Annotated in this window: 24 protein-coding genes, 1 riboswitch and 1 other annotated feature; of the genes, 19 read left to right on the top strand and 5 right to left on the bottom strand. The window is 43.9% G+C overall.

Going from position 1 to position 23,436, the window contains the following annotated elements; genetic code table 11:
• The first annotated feature begins 93 nt into the window (after nt 1-93).
• From bioB to bioD, 4 genes are read left to right on the top strand one after another with little or no spacing between them, the layout of a single operon-like run.
• Nucleotides 94-1,146, top strand: a complete 1,053-nt coding sequence (gene bioB / locus IX95_RS00415) for a biotin synthase BioB (protein ID WP_021455031.1) — start codon at nt 94-96, stop codon at nt 1,144-1,146.
• Complete coding sequence (locus IX95_RS00410) at nt 1,133-2,278, top strand: 8-amino-7-oxononanoate synthase (RefSeq protein WP_038155953.1); 1,146 nt, start codon at nt 1,133-1,135, stop codon at nt 2,276-2,278. The genes bioB and IX95_RS00410 overlap by 14 nt, the downstream gene beginning before the upstream one ends.
• The gene (gene bioC, locus IX95_RS00405) at nt 2,278-3,081 is read left to right on the top strand and encodes a malonyl-ACP O-methyltransferase BioC (protein ID WP_038155951.1); all 804 of its coding nucleotides are present in this window, start codon (nt 2,278-2,280) and stop codon (nt 3,079-3,081) included. The genes IX95_RS00410 and bioC overlap by 1 nt, the downstream gene beginning before the upstream one ends.
• Entirely contained in the window at nt 3,078-3,761 is a 684-nt protein-coding gene (bioD, locus tag IX95_RS00400; protein WP_006962803.1) for a dethiobiotin synthase, read from the top strand. Before bioC ends, bioD begins: the two co-directional genes overlap by 4 nt.
• 68 nt (nt 3,762-3,829) lie before the next feature.
• On the opposite strand, the gene IX95_RS26590 is transcribed toward bioD, so the two are convergent.
• Entirely contained in the window at nt 3,830-3,997 is a 168-nt protein-coding gene (locus IX95_RS26590) for a hypothetical protein (protein ID WP_006962802.1), read from the bottom strand.
• A 308-nt stretch (nt 3,998-4,305) separates the two neighbouring features.
• Between IX95_RS26590 and htpX the strand changes: the two genes are divergently transcribed.
• The 9 genes from htpX to IX95_RS00355 all read left to right on the top strand — a co-directional run bounded on the left by htpX (nt 4,306) and on the right by IX95_RS00355 (nt 11,385).
• Complete coding sequence (gene htpX, locus IX95_RS00395; RefSeq protein WP_038155950.1) at nt 4,306-5,166, top strand: protease HtpX; 861 nt, start codon at nt 4,306-4,308, stop codon at nt 5,164-5,166.
• 185 nt (nt 5,167-5,351) lie between these two features.
• On the top strand, nt 5,352-5,771 hold the full coding sequence (locus IX95_RS00390) for a nuclear transport factor 2 family protein (RefSeq protein WP_038155948.1): 420 nt from the start codon (nt 5,352-5,354) through the stop codon (nt 5,769-5,771).
• Entirely contained in the window at nt 5,768-6,493 is a 726-nt protein-coding gene (locus IX95_RS00385) for an SDR family NAD(P)-dependent oxidoreductase (protein WP_038155945.1), read from the top strand. Before IX95_RS00390 ends, IX95_RS00385 begins: the two co-directional genes overlap by 4 nt.
• 12 nt (nt 6,494-6,505) lie before the next feature.
• Entirely contained in the window at nt 6,506-7,786 is a 1,281-nt protein-coding gene (locus IX95_RS00380; RefSeq protein ID WP_038155943.1) for an NAD(P)/FAD-dependent oxidoreductase, read from the top strand.
• The gene (locus IX95_RS00375; RefSeq protein ID WP_038155941.1) at nt 7,786-8,583 is read left to right on the top strand and encodes a DUF1365 domain-containing protein; all 798 of its coding nucleotides are present in this window, start codon (nt 7,786-7,788) and stop codon (nt 8,581-8,583) included. The genes IX95_RS00380 and IX95_RS00375 overlap by 1 nt, the downstream gene beginning before the upstream one ends.
• Entirely contained in the window at nt 8,580-9,818 is a 1,239-nt protein-coding gene (locus tag IX95_RS00370) for an SAM-dependent methyltransferase (RefSeq protein ID WP_038155939.1), read from the top strand. The genes IX95_RS00375 and IX95_RS00370 overlap by 4 nt, the downstream gene beginning before the upstream one ends.
• A gap of 2 nt (nt 9,819-9,820) precedes the next feature.
• The gene (locus IX95_RS00365) at nt 9,821-10,345 is read left to right on the top strand and encodes a DUF2878 domain-containing protein (protein WP_038155937.1); all 525 of its coding nucleotides are present in this window, start codon (nt 9,821-9,823) and stop codon (nt 10,343-10,345) included.
• Nucleotides 10,302-10,850 carry a chalcone isomerase family protein gene (locus tag IX95_RS00360; protein ID WP_235202546.1) on the top strand — a complete coding sequence of 183 codons (549 nt, stop codon included), beginning with the start codon at nt 10,302-10,304 and terminating at the stop codon, nt 10,848-10,850. Before IX95_RS00365 ends, IX95_RS00360 begins: the two co-directional genes overlap by 44 nt.
• A 1-nt stretch (nt 10,851) precedes the next feature.
• On the top strand, nt 10,852-11,385 hold the full coding sequence (locus IX95_RS00355) for a DUF3833 domain-containing protein (RefSeq protein ID WP_038155933.1): 534 nt from the start codon (nt 10,852-10,854) through the stop codon (nt 11,383-11,385).
• Between the two features lie 83 nt (nt 11,386-11,468).
• Here the strand turns inward: IX95_RS00355 and purB are convergent, their stop codons facing one another.
• The 3 genes from purB to mnmA form a co-directional block, all read right to left on the bottom strand.
• Entirely contained in the window at nt 11,469-12,839 is a 1,371-nt protein-coding gene (purB, locus tag IX95_RS00350; protein WP_038155930.1) for an adenylosuccinate lyase, read from the bottom strand.
• Nucleotides 12,840-12,988: 149 nt separating this feature from the next.
• A complete protein-coding gene (hflD, locus tag IX95_RS00345) occupies nt 12,989-13,606 on the bottom strand; it encodes a high frequency lysogenization protein HflD (protein WP_006962785.1) in 618 nt (205 codons plus the stop codon).
• 28 nt (nt 13,607-13,634) lie between these two features.
• Nucleotides 13,635-14,756 (bottom strand): tRNA 2-thiouridine(34) synthase MnmA, encoded by a 1,122-nt coding sequence (gene mnmA, locus IX95_RS00340; RefSeq protein ID WP_038155929.1) that lies wholly within the window; start codon nt 14,754-14,756, stop codon nt 13,635-13,637.
• Nucleotides 14,757-14,950: 194 nt separating this feature from the next.
• On the opposite strand from mnmA, the gene IX95_RS00335 reads away from it, so the two are divergent.
• A complete protein-coding gene (locus tag IX95_RS00335) occupies nt 14,951-15,220 on the top strand; it encodes a hypothetical protein (protein WP_006962783.1) in 270 nt (89 codons plus the stop codon).
• A gap of 243 nt (nt 15,221-15,463) precedes the next feature.
• A complete protein-coding gene (locus tag IX95_RS00330) occupies nt 15,464-16,768 on the top strand; it encodes an inosine/guanosine kinase (RefSeq protein ID WP_019275705.1) in 1,305 nt (434 codons plus the stop codon).
• A 92-nt stretch (nt 16,769-16,860) separates the two neighbouring features.
• Here IX95_RS00330 and IX95_RS00325 read toward each other — a convergent pair whose 3' ends face one another.
• The gene (locus IX95_RS00325) at nt 16,861-17,268 is read right to left on the bottom strand and encodes an H-NS family histone-like protein (protein ID WP_006962781.1); all 408 of its coding nucleotides are present in this window, start codon (nt 17,266-17,268) and stop codon (nt 16,861-16,863) included.
• Nucleotides 17,269-17,878: 610 nt separating this feature from the next.
• A riboswitch (Lysine riboswitch) is annotated at nt 17,879-18,061 on the top strand.
• 113 nt (nt 18,062-18,174) lie between these two features.
• Between IX95_RS00325 and IX95_RS00320 the strand changes: the two genes are divergently transcribed.
• The 4 genes from IX95_RS00320 (at nt 18,175) to hisC (ending at nt 23,375) form a co-directional block, all read left to right on the top strand.
• The gene (locus IX95_RS00320; protein ID WP_038155926.1) at nt 18,175-19,776 is read left to right on the top strand and encodes a Na+/H+ antiporter NhaC family protein; all 1,602 of its coding nucleotides are present in this window, start codon (nt 18,175-18,177) and stop codon (nt 19,774-19,776) included.
• A gap of 174 nt (nt 19,777-19,950) precedes the next feature.
• Nucleotides 19,951-20,087, top strand: a sequence feature (His leader region).
• A 40-nt stretch (nt 20,088-20,127) separates the two neighbouring features.
• Nucleotides 20,128-21,024 (top strand): ATP phosphoribosyltransferase, encoded by an 897-nt coding sequence (gene hisG, locus IX95_RS00315; RefSeq protein WP_038155924.1) that lies wholly within the window; start codon nt 20,128-20,130, stop codon nt 21,022-21,024.
• 5 nt (nt 21,025-21,029) lie between these two features.
• The gene (gene hisD, locus IX95_RS00310; RefSeq protein ID WP_038155921.1) at nt 21,030-22,322 is read left to right on the top strand and encodes a histidinol dehydrogenase; all 1,293 of its coding nucleotides are present in this window, start codon (nt 21,030-21,032) and stop codon (nt 22,320-22,322) included.
• Between the two features lie 12 nt (nt 22,323-22,334).
• Complete coding sequence (gene hisC / locus IX95_RS00305; RefSeq protein WP_038155919.1) at nt 22,335-23,375, top strand: histidinol-phosphate transaminase; 1,041 nt, start codon at nt 22,335-22,337, stop codon at nt 23,373-23,375.
• The last annotated feature ends 61 nt before the right edge of the window (nt 23,376-23,436 follow it).

Genomic DNA, 23,436 nt, shown 5'->3' with positions numbered 1-23,436 from the left:
TGTAAACTTTATAAATCTAATGGTGTTGACAGTTTACATCGCGTCAGTAGACTAGCCAAGTCAAGAAACTAACAATAATAGTAAGGAATACACGTGGAAGTACGTCACAACTGGACGGTAGCCGAAGTTCGCGAATTAATGGCGAAGCCGTTTATGGATCTTCTTTTTGAAGCGCAGCTAGTTCACCGTCACTATCAGCAACACAACCACGTACAAGTCAGTACATTGCTCTCAATTAAAACTGGCGCCTGCCCTGAAGATTGTAAGTATTGCCCGCAGAGTGCTCGTTATCAGACAGATGTTGAAAAAGAACGTTTGATGGAAGTTGAGCGCGTGCTTGATGCAGCCCAAAAAGCCAAAAGTGCTGGGTCTACTCGTTTTTGCATGGGAGCAGCTTGGAAGAATCCTAAGGCTCGTGACATGCCCCACCTGACAGAAATGATTAAGGGCGTGAAGGGGATGGGGCTTGAGACCTGCATGACTCTCGGCATGCTCACACCTGAACAGGCCTCTGAGCTGGCTGATGCAGGCTTGGATTATTACAACCACAACCTTGATACTTCTCCTGAGTTCTACGGCAGTATTATTACCACACGTACATACCAAGATCGTCTAGATACCTTATCTCACGTACGTGATGCCGGTATGAAAATCTGTTCTGGCGGGATTATTGGTATGGGGGAAAGTGCCAATGATCGTGCTGGTCTGCTAGTTGAGCTAGCAAACTTACCGACTCACCCTGAGAGCGTTCCTATCAACATGTTAGTGAAAGTCAAAGGGACACCGCTTGAAGAAGTCGATGATGTTGAGCCATTCGATTTTATTCGTCTTATAGCGATCGCACGTATTTTGATGCCTAAGTCAGCAGTACGTTTATCTGCTGGCCGTGAAGATATGAACGAGCAGATGCAGGCGCTGTGCTTTATGGCAGGTGCTAACTCAGTGTTCTACGGATGCAAATTGCTGACTACACCTAACCCTTCCGAAGACAAAGATATGCAGTTGTTTAATAAACTGGGTATCAATAGCCAAGAAGTGTCCCAGCGACCAGATGAAATTGAGGAAAATGATCTGCTTGATCGTGTGGTAGAGCGTGTTGCTGCACGTCCAGCCAAGGATGATCTGTTTTACGATGCCAGTGTTTAGTGAACGCATTGATCGAGCCCTGAACGAAAGAAAACGTCAGGGGCTTGAGCGCAGTATGCGCATGGTTGGAGCAGGTAATAGCACGACGCTAACGCATGGAGACAGTCTGTTTACCAATTTCTCCAGCAACGATTACTTAGGTCTCGCAACAGACAAAGAGCTGTCAAATGCTTGGCAAAAGGGCTTGAATCTGTATGGCAACGGAAGTGGTGCATCTCCTCTGGTTACAGGGTACTCAAAAGCGCACTCAGATCTACAAGCCGCGCTATGTGATTGGCTTGGTTTTGAGCAAGCGATATTGTTTAGCTCCGGGTTTTCTGCCAATCAGGCGTTGCTTTTTAGCTTGTTGGAAAAAGATGACCTGCTTATCCAAGACAAATTAAATCATGCCTCTTTAATGGAGGCTGGCATGCTTTCTCCTGCGACGATGAAACGCTTTCACCACAATGATGCTGAACATTTGAAGGTAATCATGAAGCAAAGCGCGTTAGTAGTGACCGAAGGAGTGTTTAGCATGGATGGTGATCTCGCACCGTTAGCCGATATTCATGCTGTCACTGAAAATAAGTCTTGGCTTGCCGTTGATGACGCGCATGGCATTGGCGTTCTGGGCAGCGACGGTCGAGGGAGTTGTGACGTAGCGAACGTTAAACCTGATGTGCTGATAGTGACGTTCGGCAAAGCTCTGGGTTTGTCAGGAGCAGCGATTATGTGTAGTAAGGCATTGGGTGAGTATTTAACGCAGTTTGCTAGACATCACGTTTACTCAACGGCTATGCCGCCTTCACAAGCTTATGCATTAACTCATGCGATCACTATGGTTCAAACTCAGCATTGGCGACGAGAAAAGCTTTCGGAGCTGCAGGGTGAATATGCCCAGCACTTTTCTTCGTTTGACGGTTATGTAGAGACCTCAACACCTATTAAACCCTTGTTGATTGGGAAAAGTGGCGCTGCAGTGGAAGTAGCGAATGACTTAAAGTGTGCGGGTTTTTGGCTAACGGCGATTCGTCCGCCGACGGTTCCTAATAACTCCGCAAGGTTAAGAGTGACGCTCTCGGCGAATCATTCGGTGATGCAAATTAAAAAACTCGCGAAAAGCATAGAAGTTTCAATGGAAAAGGTGCATTGATGGAACACGCTATTTCGATGCAGGAGTCTTGGTCTCAAGATAAAACCGCCATTGCAGAAGCGTTTGGTAAAGCAGCCAATACTTATGATTCTCATGCTGCTTTTCAAAGAATGGTAGGGGAACGGTTACTGATTCAGTTACCTGAAGATTTAAGTAATAAAACGGTCCTCGATCTTGGCTGTGGGACAGGGTATTTTTCAGAAAAACTACGCCAACGTGGTGCGTTGGTCATCTGCTGCGATCTCTCACAGCAGATGTTGAATAAGGCTGAGGAAAGGTGTGGCTCTGCAGGCATGCGCTACCAGCTTGGAGATGCTGAAGCTTTGCCGCTTCCAACTGCTTCTGTTGACTATGTATTCTCAAGTTTAGCATTGCAGTGGTGTCAAGACTTGTCACGCCCCTTGAGAGAAATGCGTAGAGTTGTTAAACCAGCGGGCCAAGTGTATTTTTCTACCTTGCTCGAGGGATCATTGGAAGAGCTGAAATGTGCTTGGCGCCAAATTGACGCATATCAACACGTCAACGACTTTATCAGCACCAATCAGGTAAAAATTGCGTTAGCTCAATCTGGTTGCCAGAGTCATCATCTAGACTTGCCTACCATGAAGGTTTGGTACGACACTGCATTTTCTTTGATGCGCGATCTGAAGGGCATTGGAGCTAATCATGTAAGCGGGCGTTCACATGGGTTAACGAGCCGTCGCACACTAATCGAGGTTGAGCGTGCATACCAAACGTTTAAAAACCATCAAGGTCTTCTACCTGCAACTTATCAGGTTTGTTTAGGGGTTATTCATCTATGATTGATGCATTTTTTATTGCTGGTACGGATACCGATGTTGGTAAAACAGTTGCTTCAAAAGCAATTCTTAACGCGCTTGCGCTAAAGGACTTAAAAACAATTGGCTACAAGCCCGTTGCAGCGGGTAGTGAGAAAACAAGCGAAGGCTACCGAAATTCAGATGCTTTGTATCTGCAAAAAGCCTCCACACTTGACGTTGACTATGATCAGGTCAATCCATACGCTTTGGAGTTGCCAGCTTCACCGCATATAGCCGCTCAGCGTGAAGGTATTGAAATTCAGTACTCCGTGTTGAGTGAAAAATTAGCGGAGCATAAAGATAAAGCGGATGTGGTTCTGGTCGAAGGGGCTGGGGGCTGGCGAGTGCCGGTCACGGAATCTAAATGCCTGTCTAGCTGGGTACAGCAAGAGAAATTGCCTGTGGTGCTAGTTGTTGGTATCAAATTGGGGTGCTTAAGCCATGCAATGTTGACTGTCGATGCGATTAAGGCGGATGGGTTGGAAGTGATTGGTTGGGTTGCAAACAGAGTCAACCCTGGCACAGAACATTACGCAGAAATCATTGAAATGCTGGAACAAAAAATTGGTGCGCCAAAGCTGGGTGAGATTCCTTACGTACCAAGCGTTAAACAAAAAGATCTAGCGAAATATATTGATGTGTCCACGCTAATTGATAGTTGATTTTTCCTCGTGACCTAAAACATAAAGGCTGCCATATGGCAGCCTTTATTGTATTTATAATCTGACACTTACTTATCTTGGTTTAGACCCATGAGCGCTTGCTGGGTATCAGAGATACGTTTTTGTGCTTGTTGCTCTGAAGAAATACCAAGTTGCTGCTTTGCTTCTTCCTCTGAAATACCAAGGTGGCAGCATAGTAGGTCAATAGCCATTTGATAGTTGTTAGTTTCAACCATGATTCTGTCCTTTTCACACATGGATATTTTAATCTGAGTACAATCTAGCACGCTTTAGTCTAGGTACAATAAGACCAAAGTCTAATGCTACTACTGTTGATTAATATATCGGACATTCTGCATTGTTGGTGTGAATTCTTACTGAAAGTTTTCACAATTTTTGCAGTTAAGAAAACAAATGTTTCAATTTGCATCTATCCCTTGTATTTAAAAGGGATAGACTATATCTATGAGTTAGATATAAAGCCTAAGTGCAAAATTCGTATTGCCAAGGCAAATAATTAAGCTTCCTGTTTCGGAGAAAAGTAATGAAGCGAGTAATGTTATTTTTGGCAACGAACTTGGCCGTTGTTCTGGTCCTAAGTGTTGTTCTAAATATTGTTTATGCTGTTACAGGTATGCAGCCTGGCAGTTTGTCTGGTCTGCTTATTATGGCGGCGGTGTTTGGTTTTGGTGGTTCATTCATTTCATTGATGATGTCGAAAGGTATGGCGCTGCGCTCTGTAGGTGGCATGGTGATCGAAAGTCCTCGTAATGAGACTGAGCACTGGTTGTTGGAAACGGTTCGTCGACAGTCAGAGCAAGTGGGTATTGGTATGCCAACTGTAGCTATTTATGACTCGGCTGACATTAACGCATTTGCAACAGGTGCCAAGCGCAATGATTCATTGGTCGCAGTCTCAACGGGTCTTTTGCACAATATGACTCGAGATGAAGCCGAAGCAGTGCTAGCTCACGAAGTGAGCCATATTGCAAATGGTGACATGGTTACTATGACGCTAATGCAAGGTGTTGTGAATACGTTCGTCATTTTCCTATCCCGCTTCATTGCGAATATCGTTTCATCTAACGATGACGAAGAAGGTGGTAGCAATATGATGGTTTACTTTGGCGTATCCATCGTTCTTGAACTCGTATTTGGCTTCCTAGCAAGCTTCATTACTATGTGGTACAGCCGTCATCGTGAATTCCACGCTGACGCAGGTGCGGCACAGCTTGTTGGTAAGCACAAAATGATTGCAGCTTTGGAGCGCTTAAAAGTCAGCCATGAATCTCAGCTTGAAGGCTCAATGATGGCATTTGGTATTAATGGTAAGCGTTCAATGACTGAATTGCTGATGAGCCATCCTCCACTAGATAAGCGTATCGCAGCCCTACGCAACTCATAAGTTTTTGATTTAACGAAAAGGCTTGATTTTATATCAAGCCTTTTTTGATCCCTTCTAATTTAACCGCCGTACAACTCTGCAAATTAAACTTTTACAAAATTTATATTTGTACAACTCATAAAAGTTGCCTAATCTTCATTATGTCTTGTACATGAAAATATTTTGTATAACTAATTGGAGAAGACATGAACGTCGAGTCGGTTGGTCACGTATATCAGCAACTAAGTAAGAACAACCTCTATCTTTTAGATGATGTTTATCATCAAGACGTTGTCTTTGAAGATTCAGCGCATCGTCTTCAAGGCTGGCAAGCTTTGCAAAGCTATTTCGATAGCCTTTACACCAATGTCAGGCGCTGTGACTTTGACATCAAAGAGCACCAGCAATCGGGCGACAGCGGGTTCTTGACTTGGTCTATGTCTTTAGAGCACCCCAAGCTACAAAAAGGTAAAACGGTTGTAGTCAACGGTGTTAGTCATCTGAAGTTTAAAGATGGCAAAGTCATATATCACAGAGATTACTTCGACCTTGGCGAAATGCTTTATGAGAATCTTCCACTGCTTGGGTCGGTTATAAAGACGATTAAGCAGAGGCTAGGCCAATGACTTGCGTTTTAATCACAGGCGCTACGTCTGGCATCGGCAAACAACTGGCCGAGGATTACGCCCGAGAAGGCTATCAAGTTATTGCTTGTGGGAGAAACAAACAAGTACTTGAAGAGCTTGTTTGTTTCTCCACCTTGATTACTTCGCTTCAGTTCGATTTAACGGACTTATCCAACACAAAACAGGTGTTAGAGAATCTAGCAGTCACACCGAATATTTGGATATTCAATGCTGGTGATTGTGAGTACATAGATGACGGCGTTGTAGACGCTCAGCTTATGAAGCGCGTGTTTGATATCAATGTCGTTGGTCTTGCCAATGCCATAGAAGCAAGCCAACACCATTTTCAAGCTGGTCACACGGTGGCTTTGGTGGGTTCTATCGCCAGCGAAGTGGCATTGCCTAGAGCAGAGGCTTATGGCGCATCTAAAGCCGCTGTGAGTTATCTGGGCAGAACGCTTCAGCTTGGTTTAGGCAGTAAAAACATTTGTGTGTCAGTAATATTTCCTGGTTTCGTGAAAACGCCTTTGACAGATAAAAACACATTTCCTATGCCGATGTTGGTAACTGTACAGCAGGCATCGCGAGCCATACGCAAGGGGCTTGCTGCTCGAAAACAATATATTTACTTCCCTCGAAGATTCACAACGCTATTGCGTTTCATCGGTGCCATGCCTTACAGCTGGCAAAAGCGAATAACCGCTAAATTGATCTCAGAGTAAGAGGATTCCAAAATGAAAATAGCCATAATCGGGACAGGTATCTCTGGGTTGACATGTGCTTACCATCTCAACAAGCAACATGATGTTACTCTTTTTGAAGCCAACGACTATATCGGTGGTCATACTGCGACGGTCAATGTTGAGGTCGAAGGCGGGAGCTATGCAGTCGATACAGGTTTCATTGTGTACAACGATAGAACTTATCCGAATTTTATTGCCATGATGGAAGATATTGGTGTGGAAGGTATACCGACTCAGATGAGCTTCAGTGTGCGTAATGATGATTGTGGATTGGAGTACAACGGCCACACGTTATCCACGCTTTTTGCGCAAAAAAGAAATTGGTTCAATCCTAGGTTTTACGCTTTCATATTCGAGATCTTACGCTTTAACAAGCAAGTAAAAAGGTTAGTTGAACAATCTCAAGAGTCAGAAAAAACGCTAGGAGACTTTTTATCAGAAGAGAAGTTTAGCGACTATTTCTGCGACAATTATATCTTACCTATGGGGGCTGCCATATGGTCTTCCACACTAGCAGACATGCGCGCTTTCCCTCTTCAGTTTTTCGCTCGTTTCTTCCTAAATCATGGATTACTAGACGTACTGAACAGACCACAGTGGTACGTAGTTAAAGGAGGATCAAATGCTTATGTTGAGCCGCTAACAAGAGATTTCGCCGATAACATAAAGCTGTCTTCACCCGTGAAGTCTGTCCGTCGAGAGCAACTTGGCGTGCGAATTGAACTCGACGATCGAACCGAACGTTTTGACCAAGTGATTTTCGCGTGTCACAGCGATCAGGCGCTAGCTCTGCTTGGCGATGCTAATTGCATTGAAAGTGAAGTCTTGGGTCAGTTGGAGTATCAAGCGAATGAGGTGACGCTTCATACTGATGAGAGCTTACTTCCTAAGAGAAAGTCAGCTTGGGCGTCTTGGAATTATTGGTTAGATGGAGCGCAAGGTGAGAGCGAACGCCCGCCAACGCTCACCTACAACATGAACATATTGCAACATATACAAGCGCCTGTGACATTCTGTGTTTCGTTAAACAGCGCACACCTGATTGAGCCGAATAAAGTGCTGAAAACGTTTACTTATCATCATCCTGTTTTTAGTGAACAATCGATGCAGGCTCAGAAACGACGCCAAGAAATAAATGGCCAGGATAAGATATGGTTCTGTGGTGCGTATTGGTACAACGGATTTCATGAAGACGGGGTCAAAAGTGCTTTAGATGTTGTGAGAGAGCTTAAACAGCTCAACAAAGTTGAGCGCCAAAGAGGTGCGGCATAATGAACTCAGAGCACAGCTGCTCATTGCTTGTTGGGGACGTAAGACATCGCCGCTTTAGTCCAGTAGAGCATCAGCTAAAATACCCAATTTTTATGCCTTGTATCGATTTAGACCAGATAAGCGCAGTGGAGAAATCTGTGTGGGGTTTCGGGCAAAAGTGGTGGCATTGGGCGAGATTCAAACGGGATGATTATCTAGGAGAGGGAGATTTAAAACACGCGGTATTTGACAAGATAAAAGAGCTGACAGGAGAGAAAATAGACGGTCGTGTTGAGGCAGTCATCCATCTTAGATATCTCGGGATCTATTTCAGTCCGGTAAACTTCTACTATGTTTATAACAAGGATGGAGATTGGCGTTATCTGTTGGCTGAGGTAAGTAATACTCCCTGGAATCAAAGGCATTACTATGCTGTTCCTGCTTTTGATGAAACTTTGTGGCGACACAGCAAAGCGTTTCACGTGTCACCCTTTAACCCTATAGAACAAGAATATGTTTGGCGGTTAAAACCCTTAGGGAAAAAGCTTTCAATTCATCTTGAGTGCCATCGGGATCAAAAGGAATTTGATGCCACGCTCAGCATGAGTAAGCAAGCGCTTACATCAAGGATACTCCTAAAACAACTGATTAGGACACCGCTAATGGCAGCTAAAATGTTGGTTGGTATCTACTGGCATGCGTTTAAGCTCTGGTGTAAAGGTGCTCCGTTTTACTCTCATCCTAAATACAAAATAAAGTCAGAAGTATCTTCTGAAAAACAGAAATCGAGAGAACAGGTTAAGGAGCATAGGACATGATGAACTCCCAAACTTTAGGTTACTCATCGTCACTAAGCACAGGACAAAAAACAGCGCGTAGTTTGGCAATGTCATTCCTAAAAAAAATTACATCAGGTTTACTAACTGTGATTGAGTCTTTCTCACAGTCAGAAAACAGGACCACTTTTGGTGCACCACAGACGTCTTGCATACACGCGGTAATTGAAGTCAAAAATCCGGGCTTTTACGCTAGATTGCTAAAAGGTGGGAGTATTGCAGCGGGTGAGGCTTATATGGAAGGCTGGTGGGATAGCCCAGATTTAACCAAGCTTATGGAGCTAATGGCCTTAAATTTAAAAACACTCGACTCTATTGAAGGACAGAGTAGCTTTATTTCTCGAATATCTTACCAGCTTGGGCATTGGTTCAATCGAAATACTGAGAAGAATGCGGCTAAAAATATTAGTGCTCATTATGATTTGAGTAACGAGCTTTACCAAACGTTCCTTGACCAAGAAATGTTGTACTCCGCTGCAGTGTTTAGCTCGGCTGCTGATAGTTTAGAGCAGGCTCAGATCAACAAAATGGAAAGGTTGTGTCAGCAGCTTGAACTGACCTCTAGCGACCGAGTTATTGAGATTGGCACAGGTTGGGGTGGTATGGCGATATACATGGCGGAGACATATGGTTGTCACGTTACAACCACAACGATTTCCGAGCAGCAGTATCAGTACGCTCAGCAGCAAATAGTTGAAAAGGGACTAGAGCATAAGATAACACTGCTAAAAAAGGACTACAGGCAGCTAAAGGGGCATTACGACAAGCTGGTATCCATTGAAATGATCGAAGCAGTAGGGAAGGAGTATTTGGGCTCATACATTGAAAAGTGTCAGTCTCTTTTAAGGCCAAAAGGACTGATGGCAATCCAAGCCATTACCATTGCTGACCAAAGATACGACTACTACAGTAATAACGTAGACTTTATCCAGAAGTATATTTTTCCGGGTGGCTTCCTGCCTTCGATTACTGCTTTAACTCAAGCAACAACTGCACACAGCGACTTAGTCTTGAAGAACTTGTTCGATATAGGCTTAGATTATGCGCAGACGTTGAAAGAATGGCACACAAGATTTATGGCAGCCGAAAGCCATGTCAGGAAATTAGGCTTTGATGACACGTTTATCCGTATGTGGAAATATTATTTCTGTTACTGCGAAGGTGGATTTCGAGCGAAAAGTATAAGCACTGTCCACATGACTTTTCAAAAGGCGTGAATATGACGACGAAGAGGCTAATTTTCTATTCTCTCTGGTTTCAAATTGTCTGGATCATCGCAGTATTTGGTCAGGAGAAACTGCAGTGGTTAGCAGTTAGCCTTGTCGTTGGTACCTATGTATACATCCAATTAGTTGCACCGATTAAGCTTGAGCGAGTGTTTTTGATGGCGTTATTCGGTGTCATGGTCGATTACGCCAATATGGCGCTTGGCATTTTTCGTTTTGAATTCAATGAATTCCCTATTTGGCTTATGGCACTTTGGTTTATTTTTGTTTGGTATGCATATTTTCTTGTGCCAATAGTGAGCCGATTTTCTATCTTGCTCGTATCTATTTCCGGGGGAGTTGGAGGAACGCTCAGTTATTTAGCAGGAGAAAAATTGGGCGCGGTCTATTTTCCTTTACCAACGACAACCACACTTCTTGTATTAATGGTGGAATGGCTGCTGATTGCGGCAGTCATAATAAAGGTTTATGGAAATGCATCGGATAAGATGGGGTATGCTGGCAGGGTTGATCGCTAGCTCTTTGATTGTTAGTGCAAGTGTAAAAGCAAATACTGCTAGCGATGAACAATGGCAGGAATGGCGTAAAGTGGGGAGCGCACAGCTCACTTATTTCATTTTTGACGTATACAAATCTCAGCTTCTTACACCCTCTGGAGATTACGCACAGGGTAAAGATGTTTCACCACATCCACTCGCGTTATCCATTGAGTATCAAAGAGATATTAGTCAAAAACAGTTGGTCGATGCCACTATCGAGCAATGGGAAAAACTGGGTTATTCCGACACTAGCTCTTGGGTGACTCAGCTCGAAGACATTTTTCCAGACATTAAAGATGGCCAACAACTGACCTATGTCTCCGATGGAGATATAGGCAGATTCTTTTTTTCCTCTCACAGCGAAAAAAATCAGTTGATAGGTTCTATTACCGATCCTCAGTTAAATGATGCGTTTTTAGCGATCTGGCTGTCTCCACAGACACAGTACCCAAAACTCAGACGAGAGCTGATAGGAGCTAAATAGAATGCGAAAGATTAAAATGCTAATTGTTGCTAGCCTATTCGTCTTACTAACAGGGTGTTCGGCAGATATCTCTGAATATAAAGGCAGCACACCTGCTTTCAATCTATTCGAGTACTTTGACGGCAAGGTGACCGCATGGGGAATGGTTCAGGATTATACCAACAAGCAGCAACGTCGTTTTAAGGTCGATATTGTAGGCTCAATCGATGGAGATACTTTAACACTTGTTGAAGATTTCGTATTTGATGATGGCGAACTTGACCAGAGAGTCTGGAAGATTAAGCGATTGAGCGATAGTACCTACGAAGGAGAAGCTGGAGACATACTAGGTACGGCGAAAGGTAACGAAGTGGGTAATGCGCTCCACTGGGTATATGACTTTGAGCTTGTCGTGGATGGTTCAAAGGTAACTGTCGCTTTTGACGATTGGTTATTCAGGCAAGACGAGCGACATGTCTTCAATATTACGAGCATCCGAAAGTTAGGTATTGAAGTAGGCAAAATTACTTTGTTCTTTCAAAAGTTAGATGTGTAGTTAATGTGATAACCATCTACGAGTAGGTATAAAAAAGGGTTGACGCTTTTACGTCAACCCTTAAATTTTATTGGTGCTTAATCTTACAGCTTGTCAGTTAATTCGATCGCCTGACCAATATAGTTAGCTGGCGTCATCTCTTTCAGACGTGCTTTCTCGTGATCTGGAAGCTCAAGACCGTCGATAAAGTTACGCATTGCTTCACCATCTACACGTTTACCACGAGTTAGCTCTTTGAGCTTCTCGTATGGCTTCTCGATGCCGTAGCGACGCATAACAGTCTGCACAGGTTCAGCAAGAACTTCCCAGTTTTGGTCTAGTTCAGCAAGTAGTGCTTCACGGTTAACTTCTAGCTTGCTGATACCTTTCAGCGTAGAAGTGTAAGCAATAATTGCATAGCCAACACCAACACCTAGGTTACGTAGAACGGTTGAGTCAGTTAGGTCACGTTGCCAGCGAGAGATTGGTAGTTTCTGTGCTAGGTGGCCGAATACTGCGTTAGCAAGACCTAAGTTACCTTCAGAGTTTTCAAAGTCGATTGGGTTAACTTTGTGAGGCATGGTTGAAGAACCGATTTCACCAGCGATTGTCTTCTGCTTAAAGTGACCTAGTGCGATGTAACCCCAAACGTCACGATCAAAGTCGATTAGGATAGTGTTGAAACGTGCAACCGCATCGAATAGTTCAGCAATGTAATCGTGTGGTTCGATCTGAGTTGTGTAAGGGTTCCAAGTAACGCCTAGTGACTCAGTGATGAACTCTTCAGAGAACTTGTGCCAGTCTAGTTCTGGGTAAGCCGATAGGTGAGCGTTGTAGTTACCTACAGCGCCGTTAATCTTACCTAGGATTTCTACGTTAGCGATTTGTTTGTATTGACGCTCCATACGGTACGCCACGTTCGCCATTTCTTTACCCATAGTAGATGGAGAAGCTGGCTGGCCGTGTGTACGAGATAGAAGAGGAATATCGCGGTATTCAACAGCAAGTGCTTTAATAGCGTCAATGATGTTTTTGATCTCAGGAAGAATTACTTCGTCACGAGCTTCTTTCAGCATTAGCGCGTGAGACGTGTTGTTGATGTCTTCTGACGTACATGCAAAGTGGATGAACTCGTTTACAGCGTGAAGCTCAGGAACACCAGCTACTTTCTCTTTTAGGAAGTACTCAACCGCTTTTACGTCGTGGTTCGTCGTACGCTCGATTTCTTTAATACGAGCAGCGTCTTCTTCACTGAAGTTAGCGGCAAGATCATCAAGAAACTGGTTTGCTTCTGCACTGAAAGCTGGTACTTCTTTGATTGCATCAGTTGCAGCAAGCTTCTGCAGCCAACGAATTTCAACGATAGAGCGGTACTTTAGAAGGCCAAATTCGCTAAAAATGCTGCGAAGTGCAATCGTCTTACTTCCGTAACGGCCGTCTACTGGTGAAACAGCAGTCAGTGCTGACAGTTCCATGATGTTCTCCTGAATTGAGTTTCTAAATTTTGTGTGCTTTATACCAATAACCGCATAGATTGTCACGCAGATTACGCAATCGTTTGCGTTAAGTTTGTTTTGGTAGAAAAAATCAGCTCGCGATAGGCGCGAGCTGTATTGTTAAGTCATTACATTCTGGCTAAGAGGATTTGAGCCTGTTCAACCATTTTTTTGCGTCCAAAAATGAGGTGGCGACGCTTTCCGCCGACTTGGCGCCATAGTACCGCACTGCGAATACCTGATAGTAACAAGGCTCGAACTTTATGTTGGTTACCTGTCTGTTGCAGTACAGAAGGGGTTCCAGTTACTTGAATTCTCGGTCCAATCGGGCTGATGACATCTAAATATACGCTGGCAAGGTTGCTGATCATCTGGTCGTCTAGCAGCTCAAAATGATCAAGTTGTCGCTCTATCATTTGAATACGATCAGCCAATTGAGACATTGCATCGTTACGTCCACTTAGCTTACGTTCAAGCGCCATCAGGCTAATGATATAGCGAGTTACTTCACTGCCAGAAGGCGTACTATCGATGCCTTTCACCAAGCATTCTAGGCCGAGTTTCAAATCTGATTCTCGACCATAAACACCCACGGTGTTGTTTGGGTTTGTGTTTAAGATAGCTTTGAGCGAAGTTTCAAATGCGTCAGAGTCACAGTGACCGTTTTTCGCGACCTGTTGAACCAGAGCGACAGCTTGGCAAATTCCTGCAAATGCGATGGTGCGGTCGTAAAGAGCGTTAGCCACGTAGTATTACTCCTGAAAATACATTGAATTAAATACGTTTTTCAATGATGCCGCCACCAAGGCAAACATCATCTTTATAAAATACCGCAGATTGGCCAGGGGTTACGGCTACCTGAGGGTCGTCGAAAATGACCTTAATATTTTCATCATCAATTGGGATAATGGTACAAGGGATATCCGTTTGACGGTAACGTGTTTTCACACTGCATTGAAGCGGTGCCTTAATTATCTCTCGATCAACCCAATGAAGCTGAGAAGCAATGAGTCCCTGGGATTTTAACAATGGGTGTTCAGCACCTTGTACCGCAATTAGTACGTTACGTTTAAGATCTTTGTCTGCTACGTACCACGGGTCTTCATTACCACCGCCGCCTTTCTGACCGCCGATATGCAGACCTTTACGCTGACCCAATGTGTGATACATCAAACCTTGGTGTTCACCGATGATTTTGCCTTCAGGTGTCTCAATTTTGCCTGGCTGAGCTGGCAAATAACGAGATAGGAAGTCGGTAAACTTGCGTTCACCGATGAAGCATATACCTGTCGAGTCTTTTTTCTTCGCGGTAATAAGGTCCTGCTCTTCGGCGATTCGGCGTACTTCAGGTTTTTCTAGTTCCCCCACAGGGAACAGGCTGCGAGCTATCTGATCACTGCTCAGTGTATACAGAAAGTAGCTTTGATCTTTGTTGCCATCTAGGCCACGCAGCATTTGAGGCTTCTCACCGTTATCAGGGAAAGTACGTCGAACGTAATGACCCATTGCAATGTAATCTGCATCTAGTACTTCATCTGCAAACTCAAGGAAAGCTTTGAACTTGATTTCTTTGTTACAAAGGATGTCTGGGTTCGGTGTGCGACCCGCTTTGTATTCCGCCAGAAAATACTCAAACACGTTGTCCCAGTATTCGGCAGCAAAATTAATGGTGTGAAGGTGTATTCCCAGCTTGTCACAAACCGCTTGTGCATCGGCCAAGTCTTCTGCAGCTGTACAGTATTCTTCGTTATCGTCTTCTTCCCAGTTCTTCATGAACAGACCTTCGACCTGATAGCCCTGTTGCTTTAGGAGATACGCGGAAACGGATGAGTCCACACCGCCAGACATGCCGACGATAACTTTCTTTTTACTGTTGTCAGTACAGTTCTCAGACATTACTAAACACCACACAATTTAACTGGAGGCAGATCTTAACAGAAAGCGTTTCGAGGTGACAGATCCGAGATCGAACTCACACTTCAAATTTGCCGCAATTTTACTCGTTCACTATCTTAATCTGCGAATTTTCACTATAGACAGGCTATATGTGGCATAGTTGGCAAAATTCAAGTTAGACAAGGTACAAAAACATGAGTGATGACAGTCAATTCATGGCGGAAGCAGAGCTGATTGAAATTGTTGAGAATCAGTTGGAAGATGGTGAACCGCTCAAAGTGAAAGAAACTTTGATGCGTTTGATGATGACAGGAACACCGCGAGACGAGGCTGTTGCAATGATGGCTTGTGCTGTCTCTATTGAGATCTTCGACGTAATGAAAAACGAAGGTGAGTTTAATCTCAAACGTTACTCCGAGCACCTTGACCGCTTGCCGGACATTAGTTTTATGGAAGGCGAATAAGTTGTCATCATGCGCCAACTGGTAGTCAGTTGGCTTTTGTTATTAATGGGTATGGTGCAGAGAAACTCTTCGCGTTAATTGCTTAAGATCTTCCTTTCTCTTTAACACTTCTTATTTATTACCTCTCGATAGGTAGAATTTAATTTTTATCGCAATCGTTTGCTATAATTCCGGTTATTGCCGCGTCAGGTAGTGCGCGGTAGAATCCGGCATCCTTTGACCCCTTACTCAGAATATTTTGTTATGAAGTTTCCAGGCCAACGAAAGTCCAAGCACTATTTTCCCGTCCATGCGCGTGACCCTTTAGTGAGTCAATCTCAAGAAAGCAAGAAAATGTCCAGCACGCACATTATCGGTATTGACCAAACTTTGGTGGATATCGAAGCGAAGGTAAGTTCGGAACTCATTGAGAAGTATCAATTGAGTAAAGGTCACTCACTGGTTATTGACGATGTGACTGCGGAAGCGCTCTATAATGAGCTAAAGGAAAATGGACTGATTACCAATGAATACGCTGGTGGCACGATTGGTAACACTCTTCATAACTATTCTGTTCTAGCTGATGACCGCTCAACACTTTTGGGTGTCATGAGTCAGGATATTAAGATCGGTAGCTATGGTTTCCGCTATTTGTGCAACACTTCCAGTCGAATGGATCTTAATTATTTACAAGGTGTTGATGGTGCAATTGGTCGCTGTTTTGCTTTGATCTCTGATGATGGTGAGCGTACGTTTGCCATCAGTGAAGGTCAGATGAACCAGCTTCACCCAAATAGTATTCCGGAACATATTTTTGAAAATGCTTCTGCTCTAGTGCTCACGGCTTATTTGGTTCGTTGTAAAGAAGGTGACCCAATGCCAGATGCTACGATGAAAGCGATCGAATATGCGAAGAAATATAACGTTCCTGTTGTACTGACACTTGGAACGAAATTCGTTATTCAAGATGATCCAGTATTTTGGCAAAACTTTTTACGTGACCACGTCAGTGTTGTTGCAATGAATGAAGATGAAGCAGAAGCGCTAACGGGCGAATCTGATCCACTAGCCGCATCAGATAAAACGCTTGAATGGGTGGACTTGGTGCTTTGTACCGCAGGCCCTGTAGGTTTATTTATGGCGGGTTATACGGAAGAAGCGGCTAAACGTCAGACTTCTCTGCCATTACTCCCTGGTAGTATTGCTGAATTTAACCGATATGAGTTCAGCCGCCCTGCTGCAAAATGGGCGTGTGACAACCCAATCAAAGTGTATTCACATATATCTCCTTACATGGGTGGCCCGGAGAAAATTAAAAACACCAACGGTGCTGGAGATGCAGCATTATCTGCACTGTTACATGATATGGCTGCGAATAAATACCATAAAGAAAATGTGCCTAATTCGAGTAAGCATGCCCACACTTACCTGACATATTCTTCTTTCTCTCAGGTATGTAAATATTCAAATCGTGCCAGTTACGAAGTATTAGTACAACATTCTCCGCGCTTGTCTCGAGGTTTGCCTGAGCGTGAAGATAGTTTGGAAGAAGCATACTGGGAACGCTAATTAGCAACATATAATTACAAAAAAGCCTCGCATTGCGAGGCTTCTCTTTTGTTTTATAAAAGTGTTGAGTCACAACACTTCTATAAATTCAATTAGATAAGGAAATCGTCTAGTGATTTACCTGCGTCTAGTTGCTCTTGGATTGCTGAAGGCGTGCGGCCTTGACCTGTCCACGTCTTTTCTTCACCAGTGTTATCTAGGTATTTGTATTTTGCTGGGCGAGGAGCACGTTTAGATTTTGGCTTACCTGCTGCTTCACCTGCAAGTGCAGAAATAACCATGTCTTTATCTAGACCTAGTTGCTTAATTTGTTCTGCGATATCGGCTAATTTAGCTTCTTGTGCCGCTTGAGCTTCACGTTCAGCTTCTTCAGCTTCTTTACGTTCAGCTACAACAGTTGATAATTTGTCTAGAGCTTCTTCTAGTTGTTCCAGAGTTAGCTCACGCGCAAATGCGCGTAGACTGCGAATGTTTAATAGAGTTTTTGTTAGTTCCGACATGTAAATTCCCACTTATTTAAGGAGCCGATAAAATAAATATTAAACCCGTATTATTAGCAATACAATATTTTCTGGTTAAATTGTTATAAAAATTTATTAATTAATCGCTAGTTCATTTGAATAATGAGACCTTTCAATTTAATCAACAAGTTTTTGTTGCATAAAATATCGGTGGTTTTGTGATTTTGACAATACTTATAGCGGATAAGTTTCATACGTTGAGCGATATTTATTTTATAACGTCAAAATTATTTGGATTATCCTTTTGTCAGCTATTTATCAAGATAGTAACAAATCTTCATCAATTCACGAATTTTTCACTCTAATTTTCGTTGTCAGAGCTTAATACCTAGTTTCAGACGTATAATTCCGCATTGGCGACTCAAATTCTGAATAATTAGATTCATATTGAGTAGCCTGAATATGATATTGGTTGATGGCTATGCAATTGTTGAGAAACCTTACGCACTGTTGCGTTAACAATTAGAGTAAGTAAATTTGGCATGATGTATTGAAATGGTGCTTTAGATGAGTACAATGGGCGCCACCTAATGCGATGTGTTGGTTAAATTGTTGTTAAAAACTATTTTTGACAGTTTAAAATATCAACACTCGCGGTAGAGGCGCGAAATAAATCAGTAGTGTTTGTTGGGGTGATGCCAATGAACAAATACGAAAGGTTGTTTCGCCGAAGTGAGTATTCAAATCAAAGATGCTTGCTGGGGTTACACTCGAAAGGGGTAACACTGCCATAGTCTATAATTTTGTAAAACTATGGAGCGCTACTGTAGGGCAGGGTGAAGTTTTCGCTTCCCTTTCGCTTAGTTCAACTTAATTGCTTGGAAATTTTTCCTTCAATTTGTCTGCAGTAGATCTCTAACCATTTATTACTGGTTTTTGAAGATCATGAATTTAATTGATTTTGCATCATCCCCTATTTCTTTGTTACCTCCTTTGGTAGCTCTGAGTTTGGCAATTATTACTCGTCGTGTATTGGTGTCTTTAGGTGTTGGTATTGCTCTTGGAGCCATACTTCTTAATGACTATTCGGTGGGTGATACTATAAGCTACGTTGGTTCTACAGTATCAAGCGTCTTCATCGAAGATGGCGGTATCAATACTTGGAACATGAGTATTGTCGGTTTCTTGCTATTGCTTGGTATGATGACAGCGTTATTGACGTTGTCTGGTGGTACTCGCGCTTTTGCAGAGTGGGCGCAATCTCGCGTTAAAAGTAAACGTGGTTCTAAGTTACTGGCGGCTTTTCTAGGCGTATTCATTTTTGTTGATGACTATTTTAACAGCCTAGCCGTTGGTGCGATTTCTCGACCTGTTACGGACCGCTTTTATGTATCCCGCGCTAAGCTGGCCTACATCTTAGATTCAACTGCAGCTCCTATGTGTGTGATCATGCCAGCGTCTAGTTGGGGTGCTTACATTATGACGATCATTGGTGGCATTCTTGTCTCTCATGGCATCACTGAGTATTCTGCCCTTGGTGCTTATGTACGCCTTATTCCAATGAACTTTTACGCTGTTTTCGCTTTGCTAATGGTATTTGCAGTGGCTTGGTTTGGTCTTGATATTGGCAAGATGCGTAACCATGAAATCGCAGCATCTCAGGGGCACGGCTTTGAAAAAGAACAAGCTGATGACTCTCAAGAAGCTCATGATATTAATGAAGAATTGGATATTCAGGAAAGTGAAGGCGGTAAAGTTTCCGACTTAGTTCTACCGATTGTATTCCTGATTGTTGCAACGATTGCCTCAATGCTATATACGGGCGGACAGGCATTAACTGCAGATGACAAAGCCTTTAATGTTCTGGGCGCTTTTGAGAACACAGATGTAGGTACTTCGTTGATCTACGGTGGTCTTGTCGGGTTGGCTGTAGCTCTGTTTACAGTGCTTAAGCAAGGTATCGCATTTAGCGAAATATCTCGCACGCTTTGGATCGGTGCGAAATCGATGTTTGGTGCGATTCTGATCCTAATATTTGCTTGGACTATTGGCTCTGTGATCGGTGATATGAACACTGGTAAATACCTATCGACACTAGCACAAGGTAATATCAACCCCCATTGGTTGCCAGTTATCCTTTTCTTGCTATCTGGTCTGATGGCGTTCTCTACCGGCACATCATGGGGTACGTTTGGTATCATGCTACCAATTGCTGGCGATATGGCAGGTGCAACGGATCTTGCTCTGATGCTGCCTATGCTAAGTGCTGTATTGGCAGGCTCGGTATTTGGAGACCATTGTTCACCAATTTCAGATACGACGATTCTCTCTTCAACGGGCGCACGTTGTAACCATATTGATCACGTAGCCACTCAGCTGCCGTATGCACTATCTGTCGCTGCTGTCTCTTGTATTGGTTTCATCACGTTGGGTATGACTGCATCTGTAGGCATCTCATTCGCTGTATCCGCAGTTGCTTTTGTTGGCGTCTGTGTCTTGCTATCGATTCTTTCAAAAGCGAAGATGGCAAGCTGTCAAAACGTTTAATGATTTGAACGATAAAAGAATTTTAAAGGGAGCTTTCGCTCCCTTTTTATTTGTCTTATACAAATTGAAAAAATCTTTAATTTTTAGTTGAAAAATGGTTTTGCCTTGGTTAGTGTGGTTACCAAGCAAGCGAACTGAAGAGCTTATAAGTATGCGTAATTTTGTAATGAACATTCATCACCATCATCACCCAGTCTAGTCTTTCGGGAGATGCACGCATACCCGGGGGACAGGAAACTCCCGGAGGCAGAAATCGCAAACTACAAGATTCAGAACCCTCGGGAGACCAACTCTTCCGAGGGTTTTTTAGTTTTAACGATTTAAAAATTAATTTGCACAGGGATAAAAGCAATGCAAACACAACGCCTAAGAATCGCAATCCAAAAGAAAGGTCGCCTAAGCAAAGAATGCCAAGAACTGCTTAAAAAGTGTGGCGTAAAATTCAACATCATGGGTGAGCGTTTAGTAGTTCACTCGCTGAACATGCCTATCGATCTACTGTTAGTTCGTGATGACGACATCCCAGGTCTAATTATGGATGGTGTTGTTGACCTTGGTTTCATCGGTGAAAACGAGCTTGAAGAAGTCCGTCTTGATCGTATCGCTTTGGGTGAACCAAGCGAGTTTGTGCCACTTCGTCGTCTTGATTTCGGTGGTTGCCGCTTGTCTATCGCTATCGATAAAGATGAAGAGTACAACGGCCCTCAAGATCTGGCAGGGAAGCGAATTGCAACCACCTACCCACAACTGCTTAAAGCGTACATGGATGAACAAGGTGTACCGTTCTCAACGTGTATGCTCACTGGTTCTGTTGAAGTTGCGCCTCGTGCTGGTCTTGCTGACGCCATCGCTGACTTAGTTTCTACTGGTGCAACATTGGAAGCTAACGGCCTAAAAGAAGCGGAAATCATCTTCAAATCAAAAGCAACATTGATTCAACGTACAGGTGAATTCGATGCGGACAAAGTGGCGCTAATCGAAAAACTGTTGACTCGAATGCAGGGTGTACAGCAAGCGAAAGAGTCGAAGTACATCATGCTACACGCTCCAACGGATAAGTTAGATCAAATCAAGTCATTGCTACCTGGTGCGGAAGATCCAACTGTATTACCTCTCTCTGCGGACCAACAGAAAGTGGCAGTTCATTTGGTCAGTACTGAAAACCTGTTCTGGGAAACCATGGAACAACTGAAAGAACTGGGCGCGAGTTCAATTCTGGTACTACCAATTGAGAAAATGATGGAGTAATCGCCATGAGAACCGTCGTATGGCAATCGCTAAGTGAAACGCAGCAAGATTCTATTTTAGAGCGTCCGGCAATTACTGAAGGTGCGAACATCACGGCTGCAGTTTCTGAAGTAATCGCGAAAGTTCGTAGCGAGGGCGATGCGGCCTTGCTTGAATTGACTGAGAAGTTTGACCGCGTGAAGCCGGAATCCATTCGAGTGTCGGCTCAAGAGATTGAGGAAGCGTCAGCGCGTCTTTCAGAAAAGATGAAGAACGCACTTGAGCAAGCTTATGCCAACATCTCTAAGTTTCACAAAGCACAGAAGCCACAACCTATCAAAGTAGAAACTCAACCGGGTGTACTTTGTGAGCAGGTAACGCGGCCAATTCAAAAAGTGGGCTTGTACATTCCGGGTGGCAGCGCGCCATTGCCATCGACTGTTTTGATGCTTGGCGTCCCTGCGAAGATTGCGGGCTGTCGCAAAGTGGTGTTGTGTTCTCCACCACCAATCGCAGACGAAATTTTGTATGTTGCTCAGCTGTGCGGCATTGATGAAGTATACAACGTCGGTGGTGGCCAAGCCGTTGCTGCGATGGCTTATGGCACAGAAACGGTATCCAAAGTTGATAAGATTTTTGGTCCGGGTAACGCTTACGTGACTGAAGCAAAACGTCAAGTGAGCAATGATTTTCGCGGCGCAACGATTGACATGCCAGCGGGTCCTTCAGAAGTACTGGTTTTGGCCGATGAAACTGCGGACCCTGATTTTATTGCTGCCGATTTGCTAAGCCAAGCAGAGCACGGCCCTGACTCTCAAGTAGTGCTTGTGACGCCTTCACCTGTGATTGCGGACCAAGTCACTGACGCAGTTCAGCGCCAACTCAAAGAGCTATCTCGTGCGGATATTGCTGAGAAGGCACTCGCTTCAAGTTTGGTTATCATCGCGGAGTCGTTGACTCAGGCGGTTTCAATCTCAAATTACTACGGCCCTGAGCACTTGATTGTTCAGACCAAGAACCCTCGCGAGCTTTTGCCTTTACTCGATAATGCAGGTTCCATCTTCCTAGGGGATTGGTCACCAGAATCGGCGGGTGATTACGCATCGGGCACTAACCACGTTCTCCCTACTTACGGTTACACGCGTACGTATTCGAGCTTAGGTTTAGCGGATTTCTCTAAGCGGATGACAGTTCAAGAGTTGTCTGCTGATGGTCTAAAAAACCTTGCTCCAACGGTGGTGACCATGGCTGAAGCAGAAGGTTTGGATGCACACAAACGTGCCGTGACTATTCGTGTAGAAAAACTGGCAGTTAAGTAAGAGGGCAATGAGATGGAAAAGCTAGCGCGTAAACAGATCCAAAAACTGACCCCTTATTTATCGGCTCGTCGTATCGGTGGTACAGGTGATGTTTGGCTGAACGCCAACGAATCGCCATTCAATAATGAATACAAAACAGACTTCGCTCGTCTTAATCGTTATAGCGAATGTCAGCCTAAAGAACTGATTTCTGCATACGCTGCGTATGCAGGGGTGAACCCAGAACAAACGTTGACTTCTCGCGGTGCAGATGAAGGCATCGAGTTACTGATTCGTGCTTTCTGTGAGCCAGGTGAAGATGCGATTCTTTACTGCCCACCGACTTACGGTATGTACTCCATCAGCGCTGAAACCATTGGTGTAGAGCGCAAAACCGTGCCGCTAACATCAGATTGGCAACTAGACCTTGCTGGCATCGAAGCTAATTTGGATAACGTTAAACTGGTTTTCGTATGTTCACCAAATAACCCTACGGGTAACCTGGTTAAGCGTGAAGATATTGTCTCTCTGCTTGAAATGACAAAAGACCGCGCAATCGTGGTGATGGACGAAGCGTACATTGATTTCTGCCCAGAAGCGTCAACGGTAGATTTACTGGCGCAATACCCGAATCTTGCAATTCTGCGTACTCTGTCGAAAGCTTTTGCCCTTGCGGGTTTGCGTTGTGGATTTACGCTTGCGAACGAAGAGCTGATTAATGTACTTCTGAAAGTCATCGCACCATACCCAGTCCCAGTTCCTGTTGCAGAAATTGCCACTCAAGCGCTTTCTGAAGCAGGCCTAGCGAGAGCGAAGTTCCAAGTTCTCGATTTGAACGCGAACCGTGCTTATTTGCAGGTGGGCTTGTCGATGATTCCGGGCTTGGAAGTCTTTGAAGGATGGGGTAACTACCTATTGGTTAAATTCCCAGATGGTGATGACCTTTTCAAAGCTGCTTGGGAAACAGGCATTATCTTGCGTAACTCGCCAATTGAAAACTGTGTACGTATCAGTGTAGGTAACCGCGACGAGTGTGAAAAAACGCTCGGATTTATTAGAAACTACTACGCATAAGTAGAGAAAAAATTAATTGCTTTCGCTGGCAAGCGGGGGCGCCAAAGATTAGCAATAAGGA

The organism is Vibrio sp. B183, assembly GCF_000740665.1.
GTDB lineage: Bacteria > Pseudomonadota > Gammaproteobacteria > Enterobacterales > Vibrionaceae > Vibrio > Vibrio coralliilyticus.
This window is presented reverse-complemented; position numbering and strand designations above follow the sequence as displayed.